General features: G+C 38.5%; 16 protein-coding genes and 1 pseudogene. 1 reads left to right on the forward strand and 16 read right to left on the reverse strand.

Features of this window, described 5'->3' with window-relative positions:
- Positions 1-21 precede the first annotated feature (21 nt).
- Positions 22-1,662, forward strand: coding sequence for a putative polysaccharide biosynthesis protein (locus ACMW72_RS02905; RefSeq protein WP_418367318.1), 1,641 nt, complete (start codon positions 22-24; stop codon positions 1,660-1,662).
- A 97-nt stretch (positions 1,663-1,759) separates the two neighbouring features.
- On the opposite strand, the gene ACMW72_RS02910 is transcribed toward ACMW72_RS02905, so the two are convergent.
- The 16 genes and pseudogenes from ACMW72_RS02910 to ACMW72_RS02985 all read right to left on the reverse strand — a co-directional run bounded on the left by ACMW72_RS02910 (position 1,760) and on the right by ACMW72_RS02985 (position 18,414).
- The gene (locus ACMW72_RS02910; protein ID WP_418367319.1) at positions 1,760-2,863 is read right to left on the reverse strand and encodes a PRK06851 family protein; all 1,104 of its coding nucleotides are present in this window, start codon (positions 2,861-2,863) and stop codon (positions 1,760-1,762) included.
- Positions 2,864-3,011: 148 nt separating this feature from the next.
- Positions 3,012-3,599 carry an anthranilate synthase component II gene (locus ACMW72_RS02915; protein WP_418367320.1) on the reverse strand — a complete coding sequence of 196 codons (588 nt, stop codon included), beginning with the start codon at positions 3,597-3,599 and terminating at the stop codon, positions 3,012-3,014.
- Positions 3,596-4,381, reverse strand: coding sequence for a tryptophan synthase subunit alpha (trpA, locus tag ACMW72_RS02920; protein ID WP_418367321.1), 786 nt, complete (start codon positions 4,379-4,381; stop codon positions 3,596-3,598). Before trpA ends, ACMW72_RS02915 begins: the two co-directional genes overlap by 4 nt.
- Positions 4,378-5,601 (reverse strand): tryptophan synthase subunit beta, encoded by a 1,224-nt coding sequence (trpB, locus tag ACMW72_RS02925; RefSeq protein WP_418367322.1) that lies wholly within the window; start codon positions 5,599-5,601, stop codon positions 4,378-4,380. The genes trpA and trpB overlap by 4 nt, the downstream gene beginning before the upstream one ends.
- A complete protein-coding gene (locus ACMW72_RS02930) occupies positions 5,573-6,229 on the reverse strand; it encodes a phosphoribosylanthranilate isomerase (protein WP_418367323.1) in 657 nt (218 codons plus the stop codon). Before ACMW72_RS02930 ends, trpB begins: the two co-directional genes overlap by 29 nt.
- Positions 6,226-7,017, reverse strand: coding sequence for an indole-3-glycerol phosphate synthase TrpC (gene trpC / locus ACMW72_RS02935; protein ID WP_418367324.1), 792 nt, complete (start codon positions 7,015-7,017; stop codon positions 6,226-6,228). Before trpC ends, ACMW72_RS02930 begins: the two co-directional genes overlap by 4 nt.
- Positions 7,014-8,036: an anthranilate phosphoribosyltransferase gene (gene trpD / locus ACMW72_RS02940; protein ID WP_418367325.1), complete on the reverse strand. Its 1,023-nt coding sequence runs from the start codon at positions 8,034-8,036 to the stop codon at positions 7,014-7,016. The genes trpC and trpD overlap by 4 nt, the downstream gene beginning before the upstream one ends.
- 31 nt (positions 8,037-8,067) lie before the next feature.
- Entirely contained in the window at positions 8,068-9,612 is a 1,545-nt protein-coding gene (locus ACMW72_RS02945) for an anthranilate synthase component I family protein (RefSeq protein WP_418367326.1), read from the reverse strand.
- Between the two features lie 346 nt (positions 9,613-9,958).
- Positions 9,959-10,873, reverse strand: a complete 915-nt coding sequence (locus ACMW72_RS02950; protein ID WP_418367327.1) for a ketopantoate reductase family protein — start codon at positions 10,871-10,873, stop codon at positions 9,959-9,961.
- 27 nt (positions 10,874-10,900) lie between these two features.
- The gene (locus ACMW72_RS02955) at positions 10,901-11,851 is read right to left on the reverse strand and encodes an aldo/keto reductase family protein (RefSeq protein ID WP_418367328.1); all 951 of its coding nucleotides are present in this window, start codon (positions 11,849-11,851) and stop codon (positions 10,901-10,903) included.
- A gap of 154 nt (positions 11,852-12,005) precedes the next feature.
- On the reverse strand, positions 12,006-13,106 hold the full coding sequence (locus tag ACMW72_RS02960; protein WP_418367329.1) for a prephenate dehydrogenase: 1,101 nt from the start codon (positions 13,104-13,106) through the stop codon (positions 12,006-12,008).
- A gap of 1 nt (position 13,107) precedes the next feature.
- Positions 13,108-14,199, reverse strand: a complete 1,092-nt coding sequence (gene hisC, locus ACMW72_RS02965) for a histidinol-phosphate transaminase (RefSeq protein WP_418367330.1) — start codon at positions 14,197-14,199, stop codon at positions 13,108-13,110.
- A gap of 122 nt (positions 14,200-14,321) precedes the next feature.
- Positions 14,322-14,501, reverse strand: a pseudogene (locus ACMW72_RS02970) (phosphatase PAP2 family protein); the annotation flags it as partial.
- A gap of 165 nt (positions 14,502-14,666) precedes the next feature.
- Positions 14,667-15,677, reverse strand: a complete 1,011-nt coding sequence (locus ACMW72_RS02975) for an MBL fold metallo-hydrolase (protein ID WP_418367331.1) — start codon at positions 15,675-15,677, stop codon at positions 14,667-14,669.
- A gap of 99 nt (positions 15,678-15,776) precedes the next feature.
- Positions 15,777-17,741: a diguanylate cyclase domain-containing protein gene (locus ACMW72_RS02980; protein WP_418367332.1), complete on the reverse strand. Its 1,965-nt coding sequence runs from the start codon at positions 17,739-17,741 to the stop codon at positions 15,777-15,779.
- A gap of 64 nt (positions 17,742-17,805) precedes the next feature.
- The gene (locus ACMW72_RS02985; RefSeq protein ID WP_418367333.1) at positions 17,806-18,414 is read right to left on the reverse strand and encodes a histidine phosphatase family protein; all 609 of its coding nucleotides are present in this window, start codon (positions 18,412-18,414) and stop codon (positions 17,806-17,808) included.
- Positions 18,415-18,426 lie beyond the last annotated feature (12 nt).

Below are 18,426 nucleotides of genomic sequence, written 5' to 3' on the forward strand. Positions count from 1 at the left end.
TACCTAGGAGATGGACTTAATATGAGTAACGACTCACAATTGGTAAGAGGGACGTTGTTATTAACCTCAGCAACGATGATCTCGCGAATTCTTGGACTGATTTATTATTTTCCTTTTTTATGGTTAGTAGGAACAAAAGGAGCTGCTCTATATGCCTATGCCTATAATCCCTATACGATACTCTTAAGTATTTCAACGATGGGCCTTCCCCTTGCTGTCTCTAAGTTTGTTTCTAAATACAATGCTCTTGAAGATTATCGTACTGGGTATCGATTATTTCGTTCAGGTCTTGTTTTATTATCGATTACAGGTTTTCTTGCTGCACTTGCTCTATTCCTTGTTGCTCCTGTGATTGCACCCATGTTTATAGGAGGGAATGGTGGTGGAAACGGAAATACACTTGAAGATGTAATCCTCGTCATTCGCTGGGTAAGTCCTGCCTTATTACTTGTACCCATGATGAGCCTAGTGCGAGGATATTTTCAAGGTTTCCAATCGATGGGCCCGACGGCTGTTTCGCAAGTAATTGAGCAAGTCGTTCGCATCGTATTCATCTTAACAACAAGCTTTTTCATTCTTAAAGTGATGCATGGACCCTTAGCTACCGCTGTTTCCTTGGCCACCTTTGCTGCATTTGTTGGAGCAATCGGAGGGATGGCAGTACTTATATGGTATTGGCTAAAACGACAAAAAGATATTAAGAAGCGGGTTCTTGAAAGTAAAACGATTCATGAGATTTCTTTGTTCTCTATGTATAAAGAATTGATGTTATATGCTATTCCTTTTATTTTGGTGGGATTAGCAATCCCGATTTACCAGCAAATCGATACTTTTACGGTGAATAAAGCACTGATGTCACTTGGTTATACATTAGGTCAGGCCGAAGATATTTTCGCGATTTTAAATCAAACATCGCAAAAAGTGATTATGATTCCTGTATCCTTAGCAACTGCTCTGGGGCTAACGATCATTCCAGCCATTACGAGAACCTTTACTGCTGGAGATAAGGTAAAATTACACAACCAAATCACCCAAACGTTTAATATTTTACTCTATCTCACACTCCCAGCTGCTGTAGGATTAGGTGTTCTTTCCTACCAAGTCTATGGTTCATTATACGCGATGAGTGAAGTGGATTTAGGAAGTTACTTATTGGCTTGGTATGCTCCCACAACGATTTTTTACGCTTTATTTACCGTCACGGCAGCGATTTTACAAGGGATTAATCGCCAAAAGTACGCGGTTTATGGTCTAATTGGCGGAATTTTATTAAAGATTGCTTTTAATTATGAGTTTGTTCAACTTTTTGAAGGGAAAGGGGCTATTTTAAGTACAGATCTCGGTTATGGCTTCTCCATTCTTTTTAACCTCTGGATCATTAAAAAATTCGCCGGGTACTCGTATCGGCCGATCATAAAAAGTAGTATGACCATGGTTGTTCATTCCACGGTCATGGGGCTAGCTGTGTGGCTTGTAAAGTGGCTATTTATTCTCTGGTTACCTGGTGGAAAAGAACATTTTCTCAATACTGTGATCACTCTTGTTGTTTCTCTCATCGTCGGTATTGGTGTTTATCTCTGGTTAGGACTTCGTTCGAATTTAGCTGTTGAAATTCTTGGCAACCGAATTGCTTTTTTAAAGAAAAAAAACGTCCAAAAGTAGCATAAGAAATCGCATTTTTTATATATACATTAAAAAAGGAAACGGGTCGAATGAACGACTGACGTTTCCTTTTTTATTTCATCAACAGAACTCTTATTTACTTTTCGAAACCTTCTGCATACTTTAATACCTCTTCTAAGATTTCTTCTCTCTTGCTGTCAATCGCTGCAAAATCCATGGCAGCTATATAGTAAGTTTCTAATTCGTCATGGAGACGCTTTGCTTCTTTAAGATGATTCGTTCCAATGGTCATCTTGATTTTATAGCGTTGTTCTACATTTTCTAATTCTTTCGCTTTCTCAATCTCCACTTGGGGATCGATGCAAAGTTCAAACATATCCACAACCTCATCTGTTGGCCTTGATGGATCAATGACATGGGGCGCTGTTCCATCTAGGATGGCTACACTTAATTTAGGAATAATCACCATATCTAGGCTATTGGGATCAAAAGAACATGGAAAATATTCAACGGATAATCCAAGAGATTCGGCACGTTTTCCAATCTTTTTCATCATCGTCGATTTCCCGCTACCTGGTCTGCCTTTTACAATATACCGTCTTTCTATATCCTCAGTGATATTCTCAATGAAATGAACTGCACCTTTTGGCGTGGCTGCGCCAAAGAATCTTCTTCGAATAATAGGTCTATCTTCTCGTTCAATATCTCCGACGAAAATTTTGTTGATTAATTCTTCTGTGACCATATTCGCCTTGTTAAAGTCCATCGCTTCTAAATAGATTTCTTCCCACTCGTCGTGAATCAATTTCGCTTCAGCAAACTGTTCATAAGCATGTTTAAAATTCTCAGAGATATCGTTAGTAAGCTTAATGATCCGTTTGCCATTCGCTCTTAATTTTTCTTTATCCCAAAATTCACCAAGATTAATGATTTCATCAACGACACCAGGGTATTTTGGATCCACCACATGTGGAGCTGTCCCATCGACCAAACCTAAGTGAATTTCAGGAAAAATCACCCCATCCAGAGAATTATTGTCAGATGAACAATGTAAAAATTCTACATTGTATCCTTTCTCCGCCATGGTTAAACCAATTTTTTTCATGAAAGTAGATTTCCCTGTACCAGGTCCACCTTTAATAATATATAAACGGTCTAAACCTTTTAATACATCATCAAATAATGAATAGAAACCAACATTGGTATTTCCGCCAGCATAATAATTTTTGATTGTCCCCATGTTTCTTCCCCCTACTCTTTATTCTTCCATTAGGTCATTCGCCTAATTTTAGTCTATGCACGAAGCAGGCAAAATGTTCCCAACATGGGGATTTTATTACCAATTATTTTACAATTTTAAAACCCCTTAGGAAATCCCAAGGGGCATTTTAAGCCGTTTTCCCATAGTCTTTATAATATTGAAGGTAATTGGCGAGAATCTTTTTCCCTTCAGGAGTGAGGATGGATTCAGGGTGGAATTGTACCCCTACAATTGGGTATTCTTTGTGACGAATCGCCATAATTTCTCCTTCGGTTGTCTTTGCCATAATCTCAATCGTTTCGGGAATCTGTTTCTCATCGACGATCCAAGAATGATACCTTCCTGCCTGAAACGTTTCAGGAACTCCCTCAAATAGTGCACTTTGGTTATGTTGAACCAAAGAAGCTTTCCCATGCATCAATTGCTCTGCTAGTTTTATCTCGCCACCAAAGGCCTTTGCGATGGCTTGATGACCTAGGCATACACCTAGAGTTGGAATTTTCTTGCCTATTTTTTGGATCACTTCCATTGAAATTCCTGCCTCTTCGGGAATTCCTGGACCAGGAGAAATCAAAATGTAATCAGGATTCATCTTTTCGATTTCTTCGATGGTGATCTCATCATTCCGTTTCACAATGCATTTCTCACCTAATTCTTCGACGAACTGAACGAGATTATAAGTAAAAGAATCATAGTTATCAATAACTAGAATCATTGTTGCACCTCCCGAATTCTTTGACGGAATCGTTCAAGGAACTGAAGTTGAAATTCTTCTGATTCAATGGATTCAGGGACTAACGATTCTCGTAATTCCTGTTCGATCTCATCGATGATTCGGATTAAGGCACTGCCAATCACATATCCATCCAAATCTTCTGTTAATGAACCAAGTTGTGATTTTTGTTTTATGCCAAAACCCAAAACAACAGGTACTTGAGCAAATTGTTTCACGGTTTGCACCAGCTGCTTTACCTTTGCGTGAAATTGGGATCGTTCCCCTGTAACCCCTAAAGAAGATACGATATAGATAAATCCTTCTGCTTGTTTGGCAATGGCTTCGATTCGCTCAAAAGAAGTTGGGGCAATTAAGGAAATAAGTGGAATATGATATTGCTTCAATGCCTCTTTTAAAGGCTGACTTTCTTCGATAGGCAAGTCAGGAACCAATACCCCATTAAAACCACTTTGAACCACTTCTTTGGCAACTTGTTCTAATCCCATTTGTAATAAAGGATTATAATAGGTAAACAGAACCAGGGGAACCTTCAAACCTTCTTTCCGTACTTCTTTGATCAAGTCGAAAACGGTACGGATATTCATTCCCTGATCAATAGCTCGAATAGAAGACCGTTGAATTGTAGGGCCATCGGCTAAGGGATCGGAATAAGGAACACCAATCTCGATCATGCCTGCTCCTTCTTCTTCTAAAATGAAGAGCATTTTCTTAAAGAGTGAAGGGGTTGGGAAACCTGCCGTTAAAAAGGGAACAAACATCATTCCTTAGCCACTCCTTTTGCTTTTTCTGTAAAGAAACGGTGGATCGTATCCATATCCTTATCGCCCCTGCCAGAAAGATTGACGAGAATCACTTGATCTTTAGATAACGTTTTTGCTAATTGAATGGCGGCGGCTACTGCATGAGCCGATTCAATCGCAGGGATAATCCCTTCTGTTTGGCTTAGCACCTTCAGAGCATCCATCGCTTCCTCATCGGTAATCGTGGTATATTTTGCCCTGCCGATCGCTTGAAGATAAGCATGTTCAGGGCCAATTCCAGGATAATCGAGACCTGCAGAAATCGAGTAAGCAGGTTGAATCATGCCATACTGATCTTGTAAAAGATAGGTATAAGAACCATGGATTACCCCTGGTTTCCCTTTAGCGAGAGTTGCTGCATGTTGATCATCCAAGCCTTTCCCTGCAGCTTCTACGCCGATCAGCTGTACTTCATGATCCTCAATAAATGGATAAAAAATGCCCATTGCATTGCTACCGCCACCTACACTAGCGATGACATAATCAGGTAAGCGTTGCTCCCTTTCTATCATTTGTTGTTTCGCTTCTAGTCCAATAATCTTTTGAAAATCCCGCACCATTGTGGGATAAGGATGAGGACCGACAACAGAACCGATTAAATAATAAGTATCTTCTATGTTTGCTGCCCAGTAGCGAATGGCTTCATTGGTCGCATCTTTTAGAGTTCCCCTTCCGCTTTCAACAGGAACCACTTCTGCACCTAAAAGTTGCATGCGAAAAACATTTAACCGTTGCCGTTCAATATCTTCGATTCCCATGAACACTTTACACTCTAATCCTAATTTGGCAGCAATGGTTGCGGAAGCGACCCCATGTTGACCTGCACCTGTTTCAGCGATAATCTTTTTCTTCCCCATCCTTTTTGCAAGTAACCCTTGACCGATGGCATTATTGATTTTATGTGCACCTGTATGATTCAAATCTTCACGCTTGAGATAAATTTTGGCCCCTTGCAGAACATCGGTTAATTGGTCGGCAAAATAGAGAAGAGTGGGACGACCGGCATATTGTTGTACCCATTTTAGATATTCTTGTTGAAATTCTGGATCTTTTCCAATTCGTTCATAGGCTTCTTCTAATTCTTTAACTGCATGCATGAGGGTTTCGGGAATAAATGTTCCACCAAAAGGTCCAAATCGCCCATCCCCTAAGTCAATCTCCCATTGAAGCGACTGCATCATCTCTTTTTACCTCCTCTATGAGTTCCACGATTTTTGGGATTGATTTTTTGCCTTCTTCCTCTACTCCACTTGAGAGGTCAATCCCCTCTATCGGGAAACGCTTTAGCATGGGAATATCTTCTTTCGTGATTCCACCGGCTACAAGAATCGGTTTTTCAATCTCTTTCCATAAGTGATAAAAAGGTTCCCACTCAAATTTAATTCCACTCCCACCGCGACTCTTGCTTGCCGTATCAAAAACAAATCCATCTACTACTGGTAAATATCTTTCATATACATTGCGATAATGCTCAATCGAAAAGGGATGATTTTGATCCACAGAGATCACTTTCCAGATCTCTTTCCCTGTTCGTTCCTTAATCATTTGACAATCCTCCGGCTTTTCATCCCCGTGAAATTGGAGGATATGGACGGGAGCATTTATTACATCCTCAATTGCCTGATTTACAAACACGCCAACCGTTTTGACAGTTGATGGAATATGTTTTAACCATGGTTTCATTTGGCTTGACTTTACTTGCCTTCTGCTTTTTGCAAAAACAAAGCCAATATAATCGGGCCATATCTCTTTTTCCTTTAGATCGATCAGGGTTTGTTCTTCAAAGATGCCGCAAATTTTCACCTTCATTTTTTCCCCACCAATCCTTCGATCGTTTCTTGGGGATTTTTTGAACGTACAATAGATTCTCCCACCAAAATTCCCCGTACTCCAATTTCTGCTAATTGATCCACCTGTTCTTTACGATGAATCCCGCTTTCACTAATGATGATTGTATTCTTAGGAATTTTCTTAATCATCTTCATCGTTTGATCGATGGAGGTTTGAAATGTTTTTAGATTCCGGTTATTGATCCCAATCATTTCAGGGGTAAATGACCGTAACACTTTTTCCAGATCCTCTTCATCATGAACCTCTGTCAATACTTCCAGCCCTAATTCTTTAGCTTGTAAATATAATTCTTGATATTGTTGTTCTTCTAAAATGGCGGAAATTAACAGGATAACACTTGCGCCATACCCTTTTGCTTCATCAATTTGATAAGGATCAATGATAAAATCCTTTCTAAGTAATGGGATGGAATCGGTCAGACCTCGAACCTGCATAAGATGAATCAGATTTCCTTGAAAAAAAGGCTGGTCAGTCAAGATCGAGATCCCTTCCACTTCTGCTTTTTGATAAAGTTCAAATAATTGTTCCGGGTAATAATTTTCTAACAGCACTCCCTTTGATGGAGATGCTTTTTTCATTTCTGCAATGATTCCTACTTTTCTCGAAGTGATGATCAACTTTTGCTTTAAGGATACCGTCGGTTCATGGTAGAAAGGTAAATCTTTTAGATGGTTTTTCGGAAAGTGCTTTTTTCTTTCTGCAACTTCGCTTTTCTTTTTGGCTACGATTTGATCTAAGATAGTCATGAAGCAAACCCTTCTTTCTTTTTAAATCGGCGCAGCCTTCCGATTTTTTGTAATACTTGCCCTGAGTCGATTAATTCCCTTGCTTTTTCTATCCCTTGCTCTAAGCTTACTGCTTGACCTGTCACATAAAAACTTGCTCCAGCATTGATAAGGACGAAATCCCGCTTTGGACCTTTTTTCCCTTCAAAAATCATTAATAACTCTTTCGCATTCTCCTCAGGGGTACCCCCTTTTAAGTCTTCCATCGTTGCTCTTTTGATCCCAAATTGTTCAGGGGTAATTTCGTAAGTGTGGATTTCTCCATCTTTTAATTCCGTAATACGTGTCTTCGTTGTCGTTGTGATCTCATCCATGCCATCCAGCCCTGCAACCACTAATGCCCGTTTGACCCCTAAAGAATGTAACACTTCTGCTAAAGGCTCAGTTAGATCACTGCGATATACTCCCATGACTTGATGATCTGCTTTTAATGGATTACTAAGCGGCCCAAGGATATTAAAAACGGTACGAACGCCAAGTTCTTTTCTTGAGGTTGCCGCATGTTTCATTCCTTGATGAAAAATGGGGGCAAATAAGAAAGCGATATTCTCTTCTTGCAGTACCTTTTCCAATTCTTCTGCCGATTGTTGAATAGGAATACCCAATGCTTCTAACACATCAGCACTTCCACTTTTCCCAGAAACGGCACGGTTGCCGTGTTTTGCCACTTTTATACCGCCTGTAGCAGCGATTAAAGCTGCTGCAGTCGATACATTAATGGTTCCCGTTCCATCCCCACCTGTACCACAAGTATCAAGTAAAGGACCTTCTACCTGAAAGGGGACATAAGCATGTTCTCGCATTGCTTCAACCAAGCCCACAATTTCCTCCGTGGTTTCTCCTAGTATCTTTAAACCCACCATAAAGGCCGTAACTTGATGAGGAGGAACTTTACCCGTGATAATCTCCTCCATGAATTGTTTGCTCTCTTCTTTTGTTAAGTGATTTCCATCTAATAATTTTTTTAACACTCTGCTCATCTTTCTAATCTCCTCTCCACTTTACTTTTGCTTATTCGTTTTGATAACCTTCAGCGATTCGAATGGCCTTCATCATTGCTTTTGCTTTATTCGATACCTCTTCATACTCTTTTTCGGGAATCGAATCGTAAACAATCCCAGCACCTGATTGCAGATAGGCGATTCCATCATGAAAGAAAATGGATCGAATCGTAATACAAGTATCTAAATTCCCATTAAAACTGATCGCAGCAACGGCACCTGCATAGGGGCCTCTTTCTTCTCGCTCCAACTTTGCAATCAGTTCCATTGCCCGGACTTTTGGTGCTCCTGATACAGTCCCGGCTGGAAATGTTGCTTCAAGGACATCAAGACTAGTTGTTCCTTCTTTTAATTTCCCAACTACTTTTGAGACTAAGTGCATCACATGGGAATACTTCTCAATCTTCATCTTTTTTGCTACCTTAACACTTCCAGGTTGACTCACTTTGCCAAGATCATTTCTTGCTAAATCAATCAACATCACGTGTTCGGCGATTTCTTTGGGATCATTTTGTAATTCTTCTGCTAATTGCTCTTCTTCAAGAGGAGTTTTTCCCCTTGGTCTTGTTCCTGCAATTGGGTATGTTGCAATCTCATCACCCACGATTTTGACCAAGGTTTCTGGCGATGCGCCGATGATGGTTTCATCTGCCATTTGCAAATACACCATATAGGGTGAAGGATTGATCTTTCTTAGAATTTGATAAACCAAAACAGCATCTGCATCCGTTTTGATCGACTGTTTCAAAGAAAGAACGGCTTGGAAGATTTCCCCTTGCCGGATCGCCTCTTTTAATTGTTTCACACCCTCAACAAATTGTTCTTTTGTAAAGGAGGATTGAAAAGGTTTGATCTCTTCTTTTTCTTTGGAAATCTCGATTGGTGGAGAACTATTTTCTGCAATAAATTGCCGCCAATATTCCGCTTTTTCTTTCAAAGTTTTCATTGCTTGTCGGTATTTTTCTTCTTTCTTATCCTTTGTTTCATTGGGATCAATGATGAGATTGTCAATGAACAGCAAACGTTCTTGCTCATGGTCATAAACGAGAAGTTCTTTAATAAACGCTAAATGAAATTCAGAAAAGGGGGATGGTCGTTGATGATTGGTTTCAATCCGTTCTGAACGTTTCACCCATTCATAAGAGAAATAGCCAATCGCTCCACCAGTAAAATAGGGAAGGGTAGGAATCTTTGGCGAACGATAGGTCTTTAAGATCATTTCGATCATTTTCTTTGGTTGATCTTTCAATCTATCGATCCCAGCTTCTTTTAGTTGACGCATCACCTCTTCTTCCCCTGATAAACGAATCTGCTGATCTTTAGATTGGATGATGAGAAATGGCGATGGTGAGAGATAGGTAAATCGACCATGTTCCTCTCCATGTTCTCCACTTTCTAGTAAAAGCAGATAGGAATACGACTTTTTTAAGATGGATAGATTCAACTCAGATAATTTCTTTTTTGCAACTTCTTTTGCCAAAGGAATGGTCCGATAGGTTTTGCTAAGTTCAAGGAAATCGGTGAGGGAAATCATACTCTTTTCTCCTTTCCACATGGGAATCTCCCATCTTTCAGAAGAAAGAGCGAGGAATTCATATTAGGAGTTGTATGAAAGAATAAAAAAAGGAAATAGGAACAGGGCCTATTTCCTGATAAAATTCAGAAAATGAAGATAATAAGGCGTTCATCGCGTAACTTGCCTTATTGGTCAATTTCTCCCTTCGGTTCCTCTGCTCTTCTCTTCTCAGCTATCTTGCTTTTCTAATCTCTACTCAACTGGCAACCTTAAAAATTAAAGTCTTCATTTAAACATTCACTTTAAATTGCTATCATCTTACCCCATCTTTTGCTTGTCTGTCAAGGAGAAATTTTCATAAGTGTTGTACGAATATGACTGTCCATTAAAACTTCGATGCCTTTAAGGTAAGAACACCGTCTACCATCTCATGGTATGGTGTAGGAACATTTACTTTTTTCCCATATTTCACAACCGCACCACTTAAGGTATCTACTTCAATTTGTTTTTTCTTTTCAAAGTCCCGTAACATAGAAGATTTTGTGGTGGGTCCCATATTTTTGGCAATTTGGTAGGCTGCTTCTACATCTTTTTCTGTTAACTCAATCTGATTTCCTTTCGCTACATGGTAAACTTCTTCTAATAATTTACGGAAAAGGCGATCGGTTTTTTCACATGATAAAATCTCTCCTGCAGCAGATTCCGTAATTGTCGTGATCGCACTAAAGGAGCTAATAAACATAAACTTTTTCCACATTTCTTTTTGAATATTGTCTGAGAGGATCGTTGGGATTTCTGCCTCTTGCAGAATTTGTTGTAATTTTTTCGCTCGATCCGTCATCTCCCCATTCATTTCTCCAAAAATAATATCCCTTTTTACGCTTTTTTGGGAAATCACCCCAGGTCTTTCGATCGTCGTCTCAATATAGGTAAGTCCGCCTAATACTTTATCTTGACCAATGATTTTCGCTAGAATTTCTTCGTTTCCAATTCCATTTTGCAGATTTAATACGACAGTATCCTCTTTTAAGATGGGTAGGAGTTGTTCTGCAGATTTTTCGGTATCATACGCTTTTACGGTAAATAAAACGAGATCAACTGGACCGATTTCTTTTGGATCTCCTACTGCTTTTAATGGCAAATGAAAATCACCATGGACACTTTTGACCGTAAGCCCTTGCTCTTGTAATGCTTTTAAATGTTCGCCCCTTGCGATTAAAGATACCTCATGTCCTTTTCGAGCCAATAAGCCACCAAAATAGGCGCCAACTCCTCCCGCCCCCATAACCGCTATTTTCATTTTTTCAACCCCTTTTTCATTTTTCATTTACGCTAAGATTTCTTCAATTCGCTCAAGTACATCTTGTGTTAATTCCACATCGACGGCTTTTACGTTTTCTTCCACTTGTTCTGGACGGCTAGCTCCGATCAGAGCGCTAGATACATTCTTCAAGCGTAAAACCCAAGCAAGGGCCAATTGTGCAAGAGTAATCCCTAACTCTTTTGCCACTTTTTCCAGCTGTTCTACTTTATCAAGATTTTCATCAGTTAAATAGCGGTAAACAAATTGACTTGTTTCTTTATCTGCCGCTGCACGGCTACCTGCAGGTACTGGAGCACCTTTTTTATATTTCCCCGTCAATACCCCTTGAGCTAATGGAGAGAAAACGACTTGGCCGATACCATGAACTTCCGATAATGGGATAATTTCCTTTTCAATGTATCGGTTGAACATATTATAAACGGGCTGGTTGACAACAATCCGATCTAATAATTTTTTATCGGCAATATGTACCGCTTCGGCGATTTGCGCTGGTGTCCATTCACTGACACCTACATATAATACTTTTCCTTGATTGATTAAATCATCAAAGGCACGTAAGGTTTCTTCAAGTGGAGTTTCTGGATCATAACGGTGGGCATAATATAAGTCTACATAATCAAGACCTAGGCGTTTTAAACTGGCATTGCATTGTTCAATTACATGTTTACGGGAAAGCCCCCGGTCATTTACCCCGTCTCCCATTGGCCAGAATACTTTTGTCGCCAGCACATATGATTCACGAGGAAATCCTCTTAATGCTTCACCAACCACTTTTTCTGCTTCTCCGCGACGGTAAACGTTTGCAGTATCGAAAAAATTAATTCCTAATTCATAAGCTTTATGAATAGACTTGATCGCATTTTCTTTTTCCACATAGCCTCCATAGGTTAACCAACTTCCTAAGGAAATTTCACTTACTTTTACTCCTGTGGTTCCTAAACGGCGGTATTTCATAGTCAAGAATCCCTCCCCAAATTTGACTGTGATTAATTTCCAATACAAATTTTATTTTAACATAAATCTAAGTTTTTCACTATTTTTAAACTGTCAAAAAAAATTATTACCTGCTTAAACATAAAAAAGCAGAGCGTTTACCACTCTGCCCAATTTACTCCACTAGGTACACATGATACCCCGAATCCTCAAGCAATTTTTTTGCTCGTTCTAGATCGTTCTCATTACGGAAGGTGATTCGTAAAACCCCCATAATATCTTCGCGAATCTCAAGAATTTGAATATTGGTGATGCTGATTTCAGCCTCACCCAACAATGTCGTTACTTTTCCAATCACCCCAGGGTGGTCAGGAACATCAATAAATAAATCGTAAAGAGGATTTAATGCACCTTTTCCTTTCTCTGGAAGATTATTGCGAAAATCTCTCGCAGAACGGAAAAATTGTTCAATCTCCTTGGCATCTAAACGTGAAACCATCTGGATGATATGATCAAAAGCTCGTTTCCAATCTTCCGCAAGTTCCATCAGCACTTTTTGATTATGAATTAAGATATCCCTCCACATTTCAGGATTGCTTGAAGCAATTCTTGTAATATCCTTAAAACCTCCAGCTGCCAATCGAGAATACCATTTATTCTGTTCACTATACTCAGCTACTTGATTCGTAAGTAGTGCAGCAATAATATGGGGAAAATGACTAATCGCCCCGACCACTTGATCGTGTTCATATGGATCCATCTGAATGATTTTCGCCCTTGTAAGGGATAATAAAGAGATTAAATCATCAACAATAGCCTTTGGGATATTGGGTTCTGGTGTTAAGACGTAATAAGCATTTTCAAACAACCGATCATTTGCTGCTTGAACTCCTGACTTATGGGAACCCGCCATTGGGTGACCGCCAATGAAGTATGCACCTTTTTCTAGAAACATACTCGTATATTCAACAAGCTTCCCTTTGGTGCTCCCGGTATCGGTAATGATGACACCTTGTTTGAACTTCAATTCAAGAATCGTGTCTAATAATTTATAAAGCTGCCCTACAGGGGCCGAGAGAAAAATATAATCCGTATCCCTAATGGCTTCTTGTAAGTCCATGACACCCTGGTCAATGACACCAAGCTTTTCCGCCATTTGTAGTTGATATTCTTTTACATCATAGCCAATAACTTGATATTGCCCCGAGTTTTTAAAATTGATCGCCAAACTGCCGCCAATCAATCCAACACCAATAATCGTAATCTTCTTTTTCATATCAGGCTGATTCGTTTAACACCTTTGCTAATACTTGTAAAACCCGTTGATTTTGTTCGGAATTTCCCACAGTAATCCGTAAAGATGTAGGAAAACCAAGGGCAACTCCTGAACGAACGATAATTCCTCTTTCTAGTAGTTTTTGAAAAATTGGATCGGCAGGGCGCTTGAGATCAACTAACACAAAATTGCCTTGGGAAGGATAATAGGATAATCCAAGTTTTTCAAATCCTTGATAAAGTTGTTTTAAGCCATTGGCATTTTTAATTTTGCATTCTTCAATAAATTCTTGATCCGATAAAGCTGCAAGTGCAGCGATTTGGGATAAAGATGTATTATTAAAAGGCTCTCTGACTCGATTCAGCCAATCGATAATCTTTGCTTTTGCAATCCCATATCCAATCCGTAAAGCAGCTAAACCATAGATTTTTGAAAATGTCCGCAAAATGATGAGATTAGGAAAACGATCTAACAGTTTCACCGAATTCGGGTATGTAGGATCCGTTACATATTCATAATACGCTTCATCAAGAACAACTAAGATATCCTCTGGCACATCATTTAGAAACTGGACCAATTCTTCTTCACTAACAAATGTTCCTGAAGGATTATTGGGATTACATACCCAGATTACCTTTGTTTCCTTTGTAATTTCACTCTTCATCGCCTCTAAATCATGTTTTCCCTCTTTTAAAGGGACTTCGATGATCGTTGCTCCTTCTGTTACTGCATTACTCCGATATTGAGGAAAAGTCGGAGTGGCCATAATGGTTTGGGTTCCCTTTTCCAAAAAAGTCCTTGCGATCATCGAAATGATTTCATCAGAACCCATTCCAAAAATCAATTGATCTTCAGAAACCTCTAATTTTTCTGCTAAAGCTAAACGTAGTTTTCGATTTGCACCATCTGGATATATATGTAATTCATCAAGCCCTTCCATCAATGCTTGTTTCACTTTAGGTGAAAATCCAAAAGGATTTTCATTCGAAGCTAATTTGATTACTTGTTGTAGATTATATTGTCTCTTTACCTCGTCCATTGATTTTCCCGGTTGGTAGGCTGGTAGATTCACAATCTGTTCCTTTGGTTTCATCCGCTTCCCTCCAGTATTATATACTTTTTCCATCATACTCTAGTTTCGTATTCGACTCAATATCTATATTCGCTCTTTTCTTATACTCTTTCCTACTTTACTCCGTTAAAAGACAATAGAACTCAATATCCCACCGAATTTCTCAACTCTTCAATTTTCTCTCTAAATATCATTGGTAAATCGTAACGCAAAATGCAAACCATGCGCAAACCATGCGCCACTAGCAAATAGCCACCTAAAACATCACTGGGAAAATGGACACCTAAATAGATCCGGCTAATGCCAATAGCTAAGATCATGACCTAAGATCATGACGACAGCAAAGCAAATCATTAATACTCTCCCATTTCAGGTTACACAGTAAAAATGTTAGTCAGGATAGCTTGCTGTTTATGAAATATACAAAATAACGACCCATAATCAGGTCGTTGATAGTATAACATAATATGGTAAATATTAGTATGCATCTAATGACTGCTGCTTTTCTCTAAATGGTATTTTATAATGTGACCTTGCTTGTATGTGGACACTTTTCCTTCGATTTCTAACAGATCAAGATGCCCGATCACCTCAGCGAAGTAAAGAGCTAAGTGCTGATAGTATCGATTAGGATAGGTAAGCTTCATCAATTCATAGACAGTAAAATCCCCTTCAACCAAAAAGCCCTCTAATTGCTTTTTCTTCCGCTCAAACCGGTCTAGCTGATTATCGATCACTTCATAGGGATGATCAATGACTGCTCCATGACCTGAATAAATCCTAGATAAAGGAAGGCTTCTTAAATCTCTTAGTGACTCTTGGTAGGCCAAAACAGATTTAGGTCTAGGTTCGTTTGGTTCAATTGAAGGTTCTACAAAAGCTCCTGCCGATGTATGGCCAATGATATGATCCCCAGCGATAAGTATTTTTCTCTTTTCATGATATAAAACAATATGGCCTAATGAATGACCAGGGCTATGAATGACCTTCCATCCCCTAAGCCCTTCTGGATTCATCCCATCTTCTAAAATTCCATCGATCTTGATTGGATCCATAAATCGATCTAAATCTGAATAGAAATGCTCAATTTCCTGGATTTGCTCCCAAGATAAACCGTTTTCGGAAAATAACTCTCGGAAAAAATTTAGTTTTTGTTGAATAAACTCAGGATCCTTTTCTACCCAAGGAATGGTCCATGGATGAGCATAGATTCGTACCTTAGGGTGTTGTTCTTTTATGATACCTAATAATCCACTATGATCCACATGCTGATGGGTTAAAATAATCTGATCAATATCCTTAATGCGAAATCCCTGTTCATTTAGTTGGTAGATCAATGTTTTCCATGCTTTTTCCGTTTTTGGTCCAGTATCAACCAAGGTCACTTTATCACCGAGCAGTAAATAGGAGTTTTCTGCTCCTATAGGAAAAGGGGTAGGAATTTGAAAAGAAAATACATGGTAATCATCATGCTTTTTTCTAAGTGGGATCTTAAACATGTTTATCCCTCCCCTCTAATGTTAGGAAAATTCAATTAATTTTATTTTACGCTTTTTTATCATGAATCGAAAGATGAAAAAGCCAAAAAAAAAAAGAAATCAGGATTTTTCGTTGATTTCATATACAACCAATTGATTTTTGCCACTATTTTTCGCACTATATAGTGCTAGATCTGCATGACGCACTAAAGAGATGACATTGAGATCCTGATCTCCTTGCTTCCAAGTTGCAATTCCAGCTGAGACCGTAGTTCTTGGAAATGTTTCTTGACTCACTTTTTTTAAAATACGGTCCCCAATCTGCTTAGCAATATCCGTATCAACCTGAGGTAAATACAATGCGATCTCCTCACCGCCCCATCGACTAGCTATATCAGTAGAACGAATACTCCCTTTAATAATATTCGCCATTTGGATTAAAATTTGATCACCGACATGATGACCATACGTATCGTTTATTTTTTTGAAATCATCGATATCAAACAAAACAAGTGATCCTAAGTCATCGTTCTTTAAAGATTCTTGCATTTTCGCATCAAAATAGGCTCGATTGTATAAATCCGTAAGATAATCTGTAATTGCCGCTTTTTGCAGTTGTTCATGCAAATAGGCATTGGTAAGAGCCAATCCCAAGTGTTGAGCAAAAAGTTGCAACATTTTAAAATCATTATAGGAGAAATGTAGTGGTTTTGAATTGGATACAGATAATATGCCAATCATTTTGTCATTGGAAAAAATCGGAACAGACATTAAAGATCGACAACCTAAACTTCGAACATAAGAATCGACAATTTGTTGGTCTGATTGAATATCTGAGACAATAATCGGCTCTTTGTTACGATAAACATACCCCATATAACCACTATCTGGAGAAACGATGGTTCCAACATTAGATTCAATGTTGGACGCTAAGACCGTTAAGATATTTTTTTTCTCATTCACCTCTAAAACACAAACATGTTGTGCATCAAATAGTTTCAAAAGTTCAGTAATCACAATCTGTAAGATCGTATCCAGCGTTAAACTTTGATTTAAACGTTTGGTTAATTCATTGATTGCCCGTAATTCTTTCACTAAATTATTCGATTGTTGATATAATTTTGCTTTTTCTAAAGCTGACCCAATAATATCTGCTACATTAGAAATAAAGCCAATTTCCTCATCTGTAAAAACATTAGCCAGGTCGCAAAAAATATGTATCACTCCATAAATTCCCTGCTTGCCCCTAAGGGGCGCAGCGATTTCTCCTTCTTTTTCCTTTCCTTTTCTTCTTTTAACAATCAATTTCCCCTCTAAAAAGGCCTGGCCATTGATATCATCTTGATTAGGTATAAATGTCATTTGTTTAATCGGCAAGTTGGAAACCAAATCTTCCTGCGTTAACCATAATTCCATCTGTACTTCTGGATAAAAAAGTTGAAAGGTACGAATCGCTTCGGATAAAACTTCGTTCACATCCATGGTCGAAAATAATATTTGGGTCATGTCAAAAAGAGCATCTCTTTTTTTTGCTTCTCTTTCTAAAACAATCACTTTCTTATGTTCCACATAAGCCAATTCAAAAGCGACTAAAAGCCCTTGTAAACAACCTAATGCTTGTGTTTTATAATCGGTAGTGGATAAAAAGCCAAGAATCCCAACCAATTGTTTCGAAGAATCACAGATAGGTACAGAAGTTGATTGATACTTTTTTAAATATTGATGATAATGTTCTGAACCATTCACATACGTCGCTGTACACGTTTTTGCAGTTAAACCAATCGCATTTGGCCCAATCGCTTCAAGACTCCAATCAAAATATTCCGAATCTTTTTTATGGAGAAAATCGGGAATACCCGAGGGATAGACGAATTCTAATACTTTTCCTTCTCGATTTGCTAAAACGAGAATTCCATGCTCGAACAGAAGTTCTTTATCGCGAACAAAGTTCAAAAATTGACGAAAGACAACCAATAACTGTTCGTCTATAAAGTCATTCCTCTTCTTGATAACCAGAAACTGTGTAGGATCAATGCCATGATCTATTGCTTTTTGATAATACTCTTGAATGAGTTTCTTACGCATTTCCTTTCCCTTATCAAATTGGTTACAACAAGTCATGGATTCTTCCTTCTTCCTTATTGATTCTCTATCTATCGACATGTGAATCATCATTGATTTGTTCAATAATCCATTGGTCTTTCTCGTGATCATAAATGATTTTCGAAATCCCCGTATTGGTTAATTTTGTTATTCCTGGGCCAACTTCGCCTTTACTCACTTCATGAAGAAATGCATTAATTGCTGCTCCATGACTTACAAGGGCAATGTTTTCGCCAACATGGCGTTTAACGATTTCTTTTACTGCTAAGTACACTCGATTTTTCAATAAATGAAAAGGTTCAATATCAAAAGAGCCAAACGTTTCTATATTTCCCATATGAACACCGGGATACTGTTTGATAATCTCGTCAATCTTTCTCCCTTCAAGTAAACCGAAATTCCTTTCCCTTAATCCATAATGGATTTGTACCTTTAATTGAAAACGTTTGGCTATTTCCTCTGCTGTCTCTTTTGCTCGTTTTAAATCACTGGAATAGACTGCACTAATAACAAACTCTCTGATAAAACGATCTGCCAATATTGATGCTTGGGCTTTTCCCGTTTTATTTAGAGGGATATCTTTTTGACCTTGATATTTTCGTTCAATATTCCAATCGGTTTGTCCATGCCGAACTAAAAATATTTTTGTCTTCACTATCTTATTCAC

The sequence above is a fragment of the Tepidibacillus sp. LV47 genome (genome assembly GCF_048381575.1).
In the GTDB taxonomy this organism is placed as follows: domain Bacteria; phylum Bacillota; class Bacilli; order Tepidibacillales; family Tepidibacillaceae; genus Tepidibacillus.